Raw genomic sequence first — 13,814 nt, forward strand, 5'->3', positions numbered from 1 at the left:
CCGTTTGAAACGCTTATTCCCTGTAGAAAAAGCAATTGAGTATATCGAGGAGCATTTGGATGAGGGGATTGGTTTAAATGATGTGTCAAGAGTAACCGGATATTCCTACCATCACATGACGCGTCTGTTTTCTTCCATCTTAGGCGAGTCAGTAGGCCATTATATCCATCGGCGCAGGCTGTATAAGGCAGCAGAAAAGCTTATTCACTCCAATCAGCGTGTGATTGATATTGCCTTTGACAGTGGGTTTGAATCACCGGAAGCGTTCAGCAGAGCATTTAAGACGGTATTTGGCAGCAGCCCGTCAGACTATCGAAAAGCAGGAATAAATCTGGTGACAAACGCCAAAAGGGAAATGTCCCCCCAAGACGTCAGGCATATCGCAAACAATATCTCTCATATTCCCGAGATACTTTTACAGGATGAGATCAAAGTAGCGGGAATACGGGGAAATACCAGTCTCTCAAATAATCAGATTCCCGAATTGTGGGAGCAGTTTCTTCGTTTTCACATAAATTCCTATCATTTTACGGGTATAGGGTATAGTATCTGTAAAACCCAGCAGACCGCCTACACAGAGGAGGGAGATGTATCCTTTTCCGTTCTGATAGGAAGTTCCGTGAAAAATTTTGATAATCTGCCAAAGACTCTGGTTGGAAAAACACTGAAAGCAGGCCGATATGCCGTTTTCACCCACCGTGGCACCTTTGCAAATTTGTTCAAATCCTATCAGTATATCTATGGCACATGGCTCCCTACCTCAAAAGAAGAGTTGGATGACCGTGAAGATTTTGAAGTATATAAGCGCAGAGTGTTGTCATTTGATGACCCTAAAAATGAGGTTAAAATCTTTATTCCATTGAAATGAAGGCTCGTTTGCATTGATCGAAGAGATATTTTTCCCACAGATAAACAGGTATTGCCAGCCAGAGTATCCGGATTCCTCTTTCCGAGAGGCCATATCTTCCGCAGAATACAGTCAGTAAAGTAAATACAAAACACAGATATAACAGATTACAAAGAAAAGCCGGCCAAATCTCCATTCTTTTGGTCTGGAATGAGATAAAAACACAGCAGACTGCAGCGACAGTCCCAAAGGCCAGCGCCTTCATACTGTTCCATATATATATCAGCATTGGCTGTTCTTTTACTCTTATCAACGATCTAACGGCACCCTCAATCGCATTCTTCCAAAGCTCCGCAAAAAATCCAAAGTCAGACCACCTGGTTGGAATCCATTCCTTTGGAATAGCAGGCTGTATTCCTGTGGTCCAAAGAAAGCTTATGAAAGCCAGCCCCCCAAAGGCCATTCCGAGCCATCGTTCTACAGTTCCTTTCTCTGCCTTCAGGCTCCACCTTACTGCTGAAAATGACAGGGACAGATATAGGATAGCAGGCAGCAGACAGGCTGCAAATACGCCCAGGGCACCATAGGATTGCGAACTGGCCGCTGCAACTGACTGATCTGACAATCCAAGCCGGGTAGATAGCTTTCGTACCACTTCCTTAGCAGAAATCCCCTTGGGTATATTTACAGAAATTCTGTCCAGAGCTGCCTCCTCACTGCCGTCTGCCTGGACCAATACGGTCCCCTCTGTGTTATACAAAATTCCTCTTACCGCATACTCTCCTTCCCCAATTTGAATCCGGGCCCCTACTACCTGAGTACTTCCAAAAAGCCGCAGGCACATTTCCTCATCCAGCAGACAGCCGGGGACCATATTTAACTCTGTGCTGCCCGGAAGAACCAAACCGGAATCACCGCATACAGTGACCAGAGTGGCCGTCTCCCGGCGGTTTAGGGCTCTGTTTTCAACTGTCTTCCCCCTCTCTTCACCCCAGAAGGTAAAGGACAGGCTTTTATCTTCTGATAATCCCGTCTGTTTCTGAATCTCCATAGCCTCCTTGGCGGTATAGGAGATATCTTCGTCCAGAAATACAACATTTTTTTCCGTAACCTGCCTGCAGCCCCAAAGAACAGCGCCTGAGAAACACAGAGACATGAATAATATCCCGAACCAAAACAAAGCAGTATGCCTTATTCCGGTTCTTCTTCTTTCAGACAAATCCGATCTCCCTCCTTAATGGGTTTTTCAGAGCTGATGATTACAGACTGGCCTGACAGAGAACTGCTGTCTGAGATTGCCGCCATCCGGTCACTTTTTTCCAGAACCTCCACATAGACTTTAGAGGCAACCAGCTCATTTCCCAAAACAGTGTCCCTCTTCTCGGGTACCAATACAAATAACTGATCTTCCTCACTTCTAAGTGCCTCAATTGGCAGAACGCAGGAGTATTCCTTTGTTTTTTTTTGGATTTTCATTTCTGCAGTACTCCCGATCTCCAGGCTGTTGTCAGGTAACATAACCGTTACATTCCAAAGCTCCTGATTCTCTCTGTCCGCTTTCACCGAATCCACCTTCAGGCCTTTTACTGCATCCGCTGCCCCATCCTGCTCCAGAACCACCTGATCCCCCTTTGATATGTACTTCTTCTGTTCTTTTGTAATCTGTGCCTGAAATCTGCTCCCTGTGGATGTATCCGCGATTGCTATATTTTTGCCGTCTATGGTATCGTTTCCCGCTTCAATGTGAATTTCCGTCACCACACCGTCCACTGCAGCCAAAATGATCCCCCCTCCCTTATAAAGCTCTTTTAGTTTTTGCAGTTCACTCTTGAGGCTCTTTCTGTCTATCTTAGCTATTTGCAGGCTGCTGTCCGGCGCCTGGGGTTTCATAGAGTCGTCAATCAGCCTATTTGCATCCTCTAAGCTTTTCTCCCATTCTTTTGCAACCTCCTCGTAGGCAATCTCAGCCTGCCGGCAGGCATCCTCCAATGCCTGCCGTTCCTGGCTGCTGGTCTGGTTTTTCTCCGCCTTTCTGGAGGACTGGTACTGGCTATATGCCTCCTGTGCCTCCTTTAATTCCTTTTCGGCTTTTTTTAATTCCTTTTCTGCAGCCTCTATCTCTTTCTCATCGCTCCCCTTCTTCGCTTCCTTTAGTTTTTGCTCCGCCTGACCAGCTGCTGCTTTTTTATCCTTGCACTGCTGCTTGAGATTCTGCATTACGGCATCATCGGCGGCCTTCCCGGAGCTATTCTGCTCAAACTCCAAAAGCCTGCTCTGTGCCTGCTGCAAAGCCTCATAGGCCTGCTGTTTTGAGGCATCCGCAGACTGTACTGTGCGGTTATAGTCCTCCTGTGCCCGGTTCTGTGCTGTCAAAGCCTCCTGCTCTTCCAAGGCTTTCCTCTCTTCCATATCCTGAATACCCAAATCTGCTTTTTTCAGCTCCCTTCTCTTCATCCGGATCTGTTCCTGCAAATCATCCATGTCCAGGACAAACAGGGTATCTGTGGACTTCACGTTCTCCCCCTCTGAGACGGCAATCTGTCTAACCCGGATACCTGGAACCGTTGTCACCGCATAGATCTGATTTTCCTTCACTTCTCCAGGTACACTGATATTATACTCCAGTGCATTTCTGGCCGCTGCAACGGCTTCCACCTGTGGAATTGTCAAATTGCTGGCTGCACGGGACAGGAGGGTCAGGATAATCATCCATATGCCAAACAGAATCAGCCACTTCACAGCGCGTGCCCTAATATTATGAGGTTTTTCCCTTAAGGGCAAATATTTAAAAAGCTTCAAAATAGTTTCACCTTCTCCTATTCTTTTATGGCGGAAGCAATGATTCCCTTTTCTAAATAATCCTGGCCGCACAGAAATACTAAAAATGCAGGCACCAGGGTAACCACAGATGCAGCGAAAGAGATTCCCGCCTGTTTTAGTCCAATATTAGGCAGATACAGAGAGAGAGGCCAGAGTTCCTTTCTCTTTAAAAAAGTCAGAGGCTGCTCAATCAGGTTCCAATACTCCAGGAATCCCAGCACCATTGCAGATATAATCCCAGATGAGCCCAGGGGAATCCCGATATGTAAAAATGTCGCTACTGCCCCTGCGCCATCAATCTTTGCCGCCTCCAGCAGAGAATCCGGTACGAAACAGTAAAACCGGTACATCAGAAATACCGGAAAGGTCGACCAGGCACAGGGCAGGATCACCGCCCAGCGTGTATCTACCAGCTGCATGCGGTTTAACACCAGGTAGGTGGAGAGCATGGTCACCTGAAAGGGCATGACCATAAGCAAAATATATACCGTAAACAACGCCTTTTTAAATGGAAACTTATATTTTGCAAACCCCCATGCCGCTGCTGTCCCTGTCAAAAGCTGTCCTGCAAGGATGCCCAGTACCAGCTTTACAGAGTTCCAAAACATTACAAAATATTCCGGTGAGTCCAAAAGCAGCTGAACATAATGGCGAAGAGTGGGCGCAATAGGCAGGAGACGCCAGTCTGCATAGCCGGTTCCTTCCTTTAGTACAGCCTCCAAATGACTTCCCAGCTCCGACGTTCCCATCAGAGACCCTGCCAATAGAAATATTACAGGATAGCACACGATCAGTCCCATCAGAACCAGCGGAATCAAAAGTATCTTTTGCCTCATTTGTCTCACTCCTCCCTGTCCCATGCCCTCTGCAGAAAGCGTACCAATATCAGTAAAACCAATACCATGAGAACCGCAGCCGCAGCCAGCTTGTCAAAATCCATATCCCGAAACCAGTTTTGAAAAAGATTCTGGAGCAGATACATACTCTCATGGGGATAATTGCCTGCTGCCAGGTAGGATTCCCGAAACACCTTAAAGGAGTTTAAAAATGACAGTACGGTAATGGTATAGAGTGTAGACTTTAAGTTTGGAATCGTAATGTGGATAAAGCATTTAAAAGAGTCTGCCCCGTCTACCTTAGCCGCTTCATAGAGGCTGTCCGGAATACCGGACAGCCCTGCCATCCAGAGCACAATATCATACCCCAGATTTTTCCATATGTAACTGAAGGTCAAGACCCAAAACGCAAAATTACTGTTCATCCAGTCAACGGCGCTATAATGGAACCGCGCAAGCAGGCCATTGAGCAGTCCCTGTGTATCAAACAATACTCTCCAGAGGAGCACCACAGAAGCTACCGGTATTGCCATGGGAACCAGGAATGCAGATTTTAGTATACTGCCAAACACCTGCTGCTTCTGCAGCACCACCCCGATAATCAGTGACAGAAGAATCAAGACCGGAATACAGACTGCCTCAAATTTCAAAGTATTGACAGCTGCCAGCCGGAATGCCGAACTGTCCATCAGCATCCGGTAATTGGCCAGCCCTGTCCACTCCTCAGCCACAGCGCTGTGAAACGAGCGCCGTATTACATCCATAAAGGGAACCAGCACAAATATGGATACTCCCCCTAAGCTTGGCAGGATAAACAGAAACCCTGTAAACGCACTCTTATGGCGCCTCATTCTTATTCTGAGAGATAAAGATTCAGCTTGCTTGTTATGCTGTTTACCGCTTCCTCCACAGAGCATTCTCCCTTTAAGCATTTTGCGCCCTCCTCCAAAACGGTCAGATTAATCATATCATCCGTAACAGCAGGGATCTTCAGGGATTCTGCAATTGCTTTCCACTTATCAAAATCTGCTTTTGAAGGCCAGATAAAGTTGAACTCCATAGTGGTTCCCTCCATCTCATCGGCAATGATATTTCTTATTCCCTCCTGCACATTTTCCGTTTTTTCCTGTATCTGTTCAAACTCCTTTTGATTTACAGACCATCCTGACCTCAGACCGCTGTCCGGACGGAGAAGGAAAGAGATAAATTCTTTGGATGCCTCTATTTCTGTACTCTTTGCATTAATGCCTGTGGTCAGCATTGGGATATAGACTCCGGATGCCTGTCCCGGGGCAACGCTGTAATCATATTCTTGTTCTCCAAGCTGTTTAATGGCCGAGGTCATTCCAAACAGATTTTGGCAATCCTTCATGTTAAATGGATTGAGATCTGAGTTCTCCCGAACCATTTGGGAAAGGTAACATTCCCCTGTTGTCATAAACTGAGCCAATTCAAAAGTGATTCCCTCATCCATCTCAATGCCGCTCCTGCGCTCCATCGGGATCTGGTAGATATCAGCCAGTTGTACTACATTTGTCAAAAATTGGCTCAGTGCTTCTCCATCCAGTGTTCCATCCTCCTTTACCCATGCCGGTGAGGATGATGGCAAAAGAATTTTTAAAAGGAAAAAGGTGTCCATCTGATCCATTATACTGATGCCCTGTGCGGTCCCCTCTTTCTGATCTCCTGCCATTTTTACAAAGCTGTTCAAGTCCGTTAGTTGGTTCAGAGTCTCTTTTTTTCCCAAAACCACTGGTATGGTAAAACGGTTTGGAACCGCCAGAATTTTATCCTCTTTTTGATATGTGTGTGCAATGTTGTCAAACAGGCCATCCTCCCCTGAAACCTCATTTACCACATCTGTGATATCAGCCAGAAGCCCCTTTTCCATATACGCCTCAACAGGCATCCCTTCCAAAAGCAGAACGTCCGGTCCCTCCCCAGCCATGATGTTGGTGTTTAAAACCTTAATCGCATCGTCTTTGGTCACTGCGTCCGTATCTGTCAGCCCCACCTCATAGTTCACAAAGGTATCCGGATTTGCCTTCTGAAACTTTGTAATTGCGGTACGCAATTCATAATTGTCTTCCAAAGAATAGACGGTAATCTCTTTTTCCGGGGTAGAAGGGATATCCGGATTAAAAACATACTTCACATGTTCCGTTTCAGAATAGCTGAGTATAAGCTGATCCTGGTCTAACGCGATTCCTCCGAAGCAGGTATCTATGTTCATCTGTCCCTGGCCACCGTTAAAGATCCGTTCAACCACTGACCCGTCCACCGCAAATCGGTAGATTCCTTTGGTGTTTACAAAATAGAGGTTGCTTCCATCCCTTCCGCTGATATAGGCAGTCAAAGTCGCCTCATCGTTTTCCTTAAAATTCTCGTTTAAAAAGTCCTCCAGTGCTTTTGGCTTCTCCAGCTTTTCATTGTTATCCAGTGAGTAGGTATCTACGGAAATGTTTTGAATGCTCATCATTCCATCTGCTTCATAGTTCTGGATCATGTGAAACAGGAACAGTTTATTGCCCACAACAACTGTGGAGACGATTTCGGGTATTTCCCCCTCCGCTTCCAGAAATGTATGCTTTATCTCCCCATTGCTTGAGTCTATACGCAGAACTCTTCCCTTGTCATCACAAGCGATTAAATCTCCACTTTCGTATAATTCCATGTTATACAACTCAATGGGTGTCTCACCGTCCTCCTCGGTCACGTTGACTTCGCGGGTGCTGCCATCCTTGTCCACATAATAATAAGTAAACTCATTTGCTTCTTTCAGGCGGCAGTAAAAAATGCTGCCGTCACTGCCAATAGCAGCTCTGTTAATCGCTTTTCCCTTAAAATTACCTAAATTTACCTCTTCGCCTAAAAGTTTTTTCAGCTCTTCCGGCTGTTCGCTCCAGAATGTCCAGCTCTCTCCCTGGTCCATAGAGTCATAGATTCCTGAGCTGCATATCATTCGTATCGTTCCATCTGAGAGTATATTATAGAAATAGACTTCACCCTCCGGGAACGTAAGATCCTGCTCCACATATCTCCCCATAGAACCCTCCATCTTTCCTGTTATCTCTTCTGCTGAATCTGACTGCTTTGCATCCTTATTGTCTTTGCTGCAGGATACCAGAGACGCAGCCAGCACAGCCGCCAGCGCTGCAGCGGCGATCCATTTCCAAATTTTCACTAAAATCCCATCCTTTCATTTATGCTGATGGATTCATTTTATCATTAACCAGAGGCTCCTGCCTCTATTCCCACTCTATTCTATCTCTAATTTATCTCTATTTCCCCCAAAGCTCTGACCAGCGAGGAAAAACATGATATAATAAGTTCCATGAAAATACGACATGGATCATATGGGAGGAACTTATGCGAATCTTAATTATCGACGATGATATCGCTTTATGTCAGTCACTTGCCTATCAACTGAGAAAAAATGGGTTTCTTGTAGATATCTGCCATGACGGCACAGAGGGGCTGGAACTGATTTTGAAAAAAATACATGATTTTATACTTTTGGACCGCCTTCTGCCCTCCATCAGCGGCACAGAGCTTCTCGCTCAGATTCGTAGTATGGATATCAGCATACCTGTTATTCTGGTTACTGCCCTGGGGGAGATTCAGGAGCGGGTCGAGGGACTGGACAGCGGCGCTGACGACTACATAGTAAAACCCATTGACTATAATGAGCTGATGGCCCGCATTCGAAGTATATCGCGCCGTCCCCGCCAGATGGACAACGCGCTTACCCTCCGGTGTGGGGATATCTCCTTTGACTGTCAGGCTAAGGTGCTGTCCTGTCATGAAATATCCTGTTCTCTCTCCAGAAGGGAGGGGGATCTGCTGGAGGTGTTATTGAAAAATCCAAACCGCATTCTTCCAAGAATGCAGATTTTAACCAAGGTCTGGGGAATTGACTCTGAAATAGAGGAGGGAAACCTGGACAACTATATCCATTTTTTGAGAAGAAGACTGAAATCCGTAGAGAGCTGCCTGACTATAAAAACAGTCCGGGGCGTGGGCTACTGTCTGGAGGTTTAAAGATTTCGATGTTTCGAAAAATTCATTTGAAAATGACCTTTTTTTGTACCCTTATCATCAGCATTATCCTGATTGCCATGACACTTTCCGGTCTTTATCTGTTTGAGGGCCTGTTGAAAAAAAATGATACCGCCTCCTACGAAAGAGACAGAAGCACGATTCTGGCTTATCTGGAGAGAGAGACACTTATAGACTACGAACAGCTCTCGAAAATGGCTGACAACCACGTCTATACCATTGTGATGTTTGAAAACAGCCGCCGTCTTTCCTGGAGCCAGGCAAATTTGACGTCAGACCAGAATGCTATGATTCAAAAGGCGTGCGATGAGGCGCTAAACACACATGGCTTTGACATTGCCAATCCACCCAAGTCGAAAAACATCACCAAATACCTGGACTTCAAAATGGATTACAGCAGCACAGAGCACCTGGTAACCTTTGCTTCCCTCCCCAACAGATATGGAGAAGTCTGTGTTCTTATTCTGTACTCCCGCCTACCATTAAGACAACAGATCATGGGCCTGCGCATCATATTTGCAGTCATTGACTTGGGGGCACTTCTGCTTATTTTACTGTTTGCCTGGAAGTTTTCCGGACAAATCTTAAAACCCGTGGAAGAAAACCGGTTAAAGCAGGTAGAGTTTGTGGCCGCTGCCTCCCATGAACTACGTTCCCCACTGGCCGTCATACTGTCCTGCGCCTCTGCGCTGGAAGTGGCGGATGAAAATGACCGCTCTGCATTTTTCAAATCCATCCACTCAGAGGGAAAACGTATGAAAAGGCTGATTGATGATATGCTCTCCCTATCCAATGCCGATACCCAGGCGTGGAGCATGCACTTTGAGGATACCCAGCTGGATACACTGCTCCTGGATATCTTTGACAAATATCAACCTGTCATGCAAAACAAGGGACAGCATCTAAAAATCTGCCTAGAGGACAAACTTCTGCCCCACTGCCAATGCGACAGGCAGCGGATGGAGCAGGTGCTGGGCATACTCCTGGACAATGCTGCCAGCTATACACCTAAGGCAGGTGACATACAGTTGGGGATTTCATCCGCACGTGGCCATCTCCTCCTGTGGGTGGCTGACAATGGCCCGGGAATTCCCGATTCCTCCAAAAAGATCATCTTTGACCGTTTTTACCGAGGTGACGCTTCCAGAAAAGATAAGCGTCATTTCGGTCTGGGCCTTTGCATTGCAAAAGAGCTGATACAGCTTCATCAGGGTAAGATATGGGTTGAGGACAACCAGCCTACCGGATCTGTCTTTTATATCTCACTCCCTGCTGCTCTATAGCTCCAACCGGATTTTCTGCTCTTCCATTCCATGCCTTCTCACATAGCCGGTGAGTATCATGGTAAGGGCGCCGTCCCCGGTTACATTACATGCTGTCCCAAAGCTGTCCTGCAGTGCAAAGATAGTCAGCATCAGAGCAGTGCCGGTGGGATCAAAGCCCAGCAGCCCCGTTATCAGCCCCAGAGATGCCATCACAGTGCCTCCCGGCACCCCGGGCGCTCCAATCGCAAAAATACCGAGTAAAAAACAAAATAAAATCATCTGCCCCAAATCCGGAACCCGGCCATAGAGAATCTGAGAAACCGTCATCACAAAAAACACTTCCGTCAATACCGATCCGCACAGATGAATGTTTGCAAACAGCGGAATTCCGAAATCCACCATATCGCTTCGCAGCTCCGGTTCCGCCTTCTTTGCGCATCGAAGCGCCACCGCTAAGGTGGCGGCAGAAGACATGGTTCCCACTGCCGTCAGATAGACAGGCCCATAGTTTTGGAGCACCCTCCAGGGATGAATCCGTGAATAGATGCCTGCTGTGACATAGAGAACGGCCATCCAAAGAAAATGTCCCACGATCACAATGACCACTACCTTTAAAAATACAGGAAGCTGCTTTGTGATGGTTCCCTCAAAAGACAGCTCCCAGAATGTAAGGGCTATAAATACAGGCAGGATAGGAATAATGATCCTGGATACAAGCAGCAGTACCATCTTTTGAAATTCATCTAAGAGCTCTGTAATCCGTTTTGCTTTTGTCCAGGCGGCAGCTAAACCTATAAGGATGGAGAAGACCAGAGCACTCATCACACTCATAATCTGAGGGATATCCAGCTGAAACACCAATTCGGGCAGCTCTCGCAGACCGTCTGTCCTAGCTGAGACTGCCAAATGTGGAATCAGGCCATACCCTGCTCCCATTGAGAGCAGCGCAGCCAAGACCGAGGAGGTGTAGGCACAAATCACCGCAAACCCCAGGATCTTAGAGGCACGGCTTCCCAGTTTTGTAATCGATGGCGCAATAAAGCCCAAAATAATCAATGGCATACAAAAGTTAATCAGCTGCCCCAACACATACTTAACAGCTACAACTATGTTCATAACCTGCGTATTGGAGAGCAGTCCTGCCACTATCCCTGCCGCCACGCCCAATACCAGTCTGAAAGGCAGGCTCTTTACTATTTTTTTCATCCCGTTACCTTTTCCCATATTTTTCTCGTCTAAGTAAGCCCGGCATGCAGCCGGGCTCATGATAAACATTATTGTATGGTATTCTAAGGGATTTTATTCCTCAATCTCTCTCTAAGCGGACCGCTCCTGCTGCCCGGATATCCAGAGGATACACATTCTCTCTTCCCACAAACGCAGAAATGTAGTCAACATAGCTCTCTGTCTTGTCCTCCGGGATTACCGCCATAATTACCCCTGCAAAGCCACCGCCGTGTATCCTGCACACACCGTCCCCAGCCTGCTCCAGAAACAGGCTGGTCAGCGCCAGTGCTAATGGAATCTTCTGCTCTGTATAGTTCTGCAGCGCGTAGCAGTTTTGCAGCAATTCCCATGATGAGGTTCCTGACTTCTCAAGCTGGGAGAGCAATTCCCTTTTGTTCCCGGCAGTGATCGCTTCCGCTGCCCTTTTGACACGCTTGTTTTCCTCAAAAAAGTGCAGAGCCCTCAGAATTGCCCGGTCATTCTCAATGTTAGAAATATTTTTTAACACGCTCTCCCAATCTGTGTCACACAGTCTCTCGGCGGAGGCAGCGGAGGCAGCCTGGCGCATTTCCAGTGGAATCTCCGAGTACACATCACCTAAATCCGCGTGGCCTTTTCCGGTGTTGACAATCACTAAATGATACCCCAGGCTCTGAAAGGAAAAATCCATGTGCTCATACGTTGGCTGCTCCCCGGAAAAATCCAGCAGAATCGCTCCCCCGACTGCACAGGCCATCTGGTCCATCAGCCCGGATGCCTTTTTCCAGAACACATTTTCCGCATACTGTCCGGCCTTTGCATAGTCTATGCAGGTCATGGTATTGTCATTAAAGAAATAGTTGATCATGGAGCACACCAGCATTTCAAATGAAGCAGAGGAGCTGACGCCCGCAGCGCTGATCACCTCTGTTGACACATACGCGTCAAATCCTGAGACCACAAATCCGGCTTTTCGGATAGCCTCAACCATTCCCGCCACCAGAGATTGCGTCCCCTGCACCTTTTCAACCTGGTCAATGGCATTCAAATCAACCACTATCTCACTGCTGTAACCCTCGCTGGTGATGTGAATCTCATCACTGTTATTGGGACAGGCCGCGCCGATGGTATCCATGCTCACGCTGGCAGCAAGGACCAGACCGCCATTGTGGTCCGTGTGATTTCCGATCATCTCCGTACGACCGGGCGCAGAAAAAAAGTCAGCCGTCTCCCAGCCATATCTCTTATGAAACTGTTCTCCCAGTTCCTGAAAGCGCGCACCGCTCTTTTCGCTTTCCCCATATACTCTCTCAAGCTCTGTCTGCTTTGGTTTATTCATATCGCAGCTCCTCCTTTTATTTCATTTCCACTATTATACTACTTCTGACAAACAAATCCTTAAGAATACCGCGCAAAACAAGGAAAATATTGCGCTTTTTATGGAAAAAGTGGTAAAATAGCCTGTAGAAAAGGTATTTTTGCAGGCTGGGAGGTGCCACATTTGCAGATAACAACGAATCAGTTCCAGAAGGAATTAAAAAAGCACGGAAACAATGCGTTCCCGCTGCTCATAAGCTACGAAAAGCTGTCCAATTATGAAACAGGGTCCTTTCTGTGGCACTGGCATCCGGAGGTAGAAATCTCCCTCATTCAAACGGGGGAGATGCTCTACAAAGTCAACCACTGTACATATCACCTGAAAAAAGGGGATATCCTGTTTGGCAATGCCAATGTGCTCCATTCCGGATACATGATTCAGAATCAGGACTGTCACTATATTTCCATCACCTTTGATCCAAAACTAATCTATGGATTTCAACAGAGTATCATTAACCAGAAGTACGTGGAGCCCCTCACCCAGGATTTTTCCATGCCTGCAATACATATTGATTTTACCCAGAGCTGGCATGCCTCCATTTTGACGAGCATCCGCAGGATTGTTGAAAAAAGCGAGCAGAAGCCAGATTTCTTTGAGGTGGATATCGCTGTGGAACTGCTGTCTCTGTGGAAAACCATCCTTGCGCACAGATCCCCCTCCGTTGCCTATGCCGCCCACGACAAAATCGCGTTTGACCGGATACGCATGATCATAGGTTATATTGAGAAAAATTACAGAGACAAAATTTCACTGGAGGAGGTTGCGAAGCAAATCCATCTGTGCACAAGTGAATGCAGCCGGCTTTTTAAAACTTACATGAATGTCTCACTCTTTACCTTTTTACAGGAATACCGTATTGAAAAGAGTTTGGACTACCTTATGGATTCCACCTATACAATCACGGATGTCGCCTCAATGGTAGGGTATTCGGATTCCAACTACTATTCAAAGGTGTTTGCCAAGATAAAGGGATGCAGCCCCCGCCAGTATCGAAAGGAACAATTACGGCTCACTCCTTCAATAGAAGCTTCCTCTCCGTTACCATAAGCCCCTGCTCATAGCGATCGATCTTTTCATTCAGTCTTTCCAGGGAGCTTTGCATATCCGCCATGCGCTCTAATAGTTTTTCGCGCTGCTCGACCAGGATTGCCTTTCTGGCGTCAACCGTGGAGTCTCCCTTCTGAAACAATGCCACATACTCAATCAATGCCTCAATCTGCACTCCGGCTTTCCTCATACATTTCATGAGCTGAACCCAATTACAGGACACTTCATCGTAATCCCGGATTCCGCTCTTGCTTCTCGGCACGTTGGGGATCAAGCCGATGCGTTCATAATACCTGAGTGTGTCAGGTGAAATCTCGCACTTTTTGCTCACCTCCGCAATGGTCATTTGCCTGCCT

Annotated in this window: 12 protein-coding genes; 4 read left to right on the top strand and 8 right to left on the bottom strand. The window is 46.9% G+C overall.

Annotated features, from left to right (window positions below):
* Positions 1-4 precede the first annotated feature (4 nt).
* Entirely contained in the window at positions 5-868 is an 864-nt protein-coding gene (locus AC0THY_RS14245) for an AraC family transcriptional regulator (protein WP_489991264.1), read from the top strand.
* Here AC0THY_RS14245 and AC0THY_RS14250 read toward each other — a convergent pair.
* The 5 genes from AC0THY_RS14250 to AC0THY_RS14270 form a co-directional block, all read right to left on the bottom strand.
* Positions 852-2,066 carry an ABC transporter permease gene (locus tag AC0THY_RS14250; protein WP_489991265.1) on the bottom strand — a complete coding sequence of 405 codons (1,215 nt, stop codon included), beginning with the start codon at positions 2,064-2,066 and terminating at the stop codon, positions 852-854. The two genes, AC0THY_RS14245 and AC0THY_RS14250, sit on opposite strands and share 17 nt — an antisense overlap.
* Positions 2,039-3,586 carry a hypothetical protein gene (locus AC0THY_RS14255; protein ID WP_489991266.1) on the bottom strand — a complete coding sequence of 516 codons (1,548 nt, stop codon included), beginning with the start codon at positions 3,584-3,586 and terminating at the stop codon, positions 2,039-2,041. The genes AC0THY_RS14250 and AC0THY_RS14255 overlap by 28 nt, the downstream gene beginning before the upstream one ends.
* A 77-nt stretch (positions 3,587-3,663) precedes the next feature.
* A complete protein-coding gene (locus AC0THY_RS14260) occupies positions 3,664-4,503 on the bottom strand; it encodes a carbohydrate ABC transporter permease (RefSeq protein WP_489991267.1) in 840 nt (279 codons plus the stop codon).
* A 5-nt stretch (positions 4,504-4,508) separates the two neighbouring features.
* Complete coding sequence (locus AC0THY_RS14265; RefSeq protein WP_489991268.1) at positions 4,509-5,435, bottom strand: carbohydrate ABC transporter permease; 927 nt, start codon at positions 5,433-5,435, stop codon at positions 4,509-4,511.
* A complete protein-coding gene (locus tag AC0THY_RS14270; RefSeq protein WP_489991269.1) occupies positions 5,357-7,687 on the bottom strand; it encodes an ABC transporter substrate-binding protein in 2,331 nt (776 codons plus the stop codon). Before AC0THY_RS14270 ends, AC0THY_RS14265 begins: the two co-directional genes overlap by 79 nt.
* Before the next feature lie 185 nt (positions 7,688-7,872).
* On the opposite strand from AC0THY_RS14270, the gene AC0THY_RS14275 reads away from it, so the two are divergent.
* Together AC0THY_RS14275 and AC0THY_RS14280 are read left to right on the top strand one after the other, a co-directional pair.
* On the top strand, positions 7,873-8,544 hold the full coding sequence (locus AC0THY_RS14275) for a response regulator transcription factor (protein ID WP_489991270.1): 672 nt from the start codon (positions 7,873-7,875) through the stop codon (positions 8,542-8,544).
* 8 nt (positions 8,545-8,552) lie between these two features.
* Positions 8,553-9,845: a sensor histidine kinase gene (locus AC0THY_RS14280; RefSeq protein ID WP_489991271.1), complete on the top strand. Its 1,293-nt coding sequence runs from the start codon at positions 8,553-8,555 to the stop codon at positions 9,843-9,845.
* Here the strand turns inward: AC0THY_RS14280 and AC0THY_RS14285 are convergent.
* Together AC0THY_RS14285 and AC0THY_RS14290 are read right to left on the bottom strand one after the other, a co-directional pair.
* The gene (locus tag AC0THY_RS14285) at positions 9,840-11,033 is read right to left on the bottom strand and encodes a dicarboxylate/amino acid:cation symporter (RefSeq protein WP_489991272.1); all 1,194 of its coding nucleotides are present in this window, start codon (positions 11,031-11,033) and stop codon (positions 9,840-9,842) included. The two genes, AC0THY_RS14280 and AC0THY_RS14285, sit on opposite strands and share 6 nt — an antisense overlap.
* Before the next feature lie 100 nt (positions 11,034-11,133).
* On the bottom strand, positions 11,134-12,372 hold the full coding sequence (locus AC0THY_RS14290; RefSeq protein ID WP_489991273.1) for a galactokinase: 1,239 nt from the start codon (positions 12,370-12,372) through the stop codon (positions 11,134-11,136).
* Positions 12,373-12,534: 162 nt separating this feature from the next.
* Between AC0THY_RS14290 and AC0THY_RS14295 the strand changes: the two genes are divergently transcribed.
* The gene (locus AC0THY_RS14295) at positions 12,535-13,458 is read left to right on the top strand and encodes a helix-turn-helix transcriptional regulator (RefSeq protein WP_489991274.1); all 924 of its coding nucleotides are present in this window, start codon (positions 12,535-12,537) and stop codon (positions 13,456-13,458) included.
* Here AC0THY_RS14295 and AC0THY_RS14300 read toward each other — a convergent pair.
* Entirely contained in the window at positions 13,421-13,804 is a 384-nt protein-coding gene (locus tag AC0THY_RS14300) for a MerR family transcriptional regulator (RefSeq protein WP_489991275.1), read from the bottom strand. The two genes, AC0THY_RS14295 and AC0THY_RS14300, sit on opposite strands and share 38 nt — an antisense overlap.
* Positions 13,805-13,814: the final 10 nt, after the last annotated feature.

Source organism: Ruminococcus sp. 8Y-12 (assembly GCF_058119865.1).

Coding starts and splice junctions, on each gene's coding strand:
- AC0THY_RS14285 (WP_489991272.1), bottom strand. CDS start 11,033: ATGAAAAAAATAGTAAAGAGCCTGCCTTTCAGACTGGTATTGGGCGTG.
- AC0THY_RS14290 (WP_489991273.1), bottom strand. CDS start 12,372: ATGAATAAACCAAAGCAGACAGAGCTTGAGAGAGTATATGGGGAAAGC.
- AC0THY_RS14260 (WP_489991267.1), bottom strand. CDS start 4,503: ATGAGGCAAAAGATACTTTTGATTCCGCTGGTTCTGATGGGACTGATC.
- AC0THY_RS14300 (WP_489991275.1), bottom strand. CDS start 13,804: ATGACCATTGCGGAGGTGAGCAAAAAGTGCGAGATTTCACCTGACACA.
- AC0THY_RS14280 (WP_489991271.1), top strand. CDS start 8,553: ATGTTTCGAAAAATTCATTTGAAAATGACCTTTTTTTGTACCCTTATC.
- AC0THY_RS14275 (WP_489991270.1), top strand. CDS start 7,873: ATGCGAATCTTAATTATCGACGATGATATCGCTTTATGTCAGTCACTT.
- AC0THY_RS14265 (WP_489991268.1), bottom strand. CDS start 5,435: ATGCTTAAAGGGAGAATGCTCTGTGGAGGAAGCGGTAAACAGCATAAC.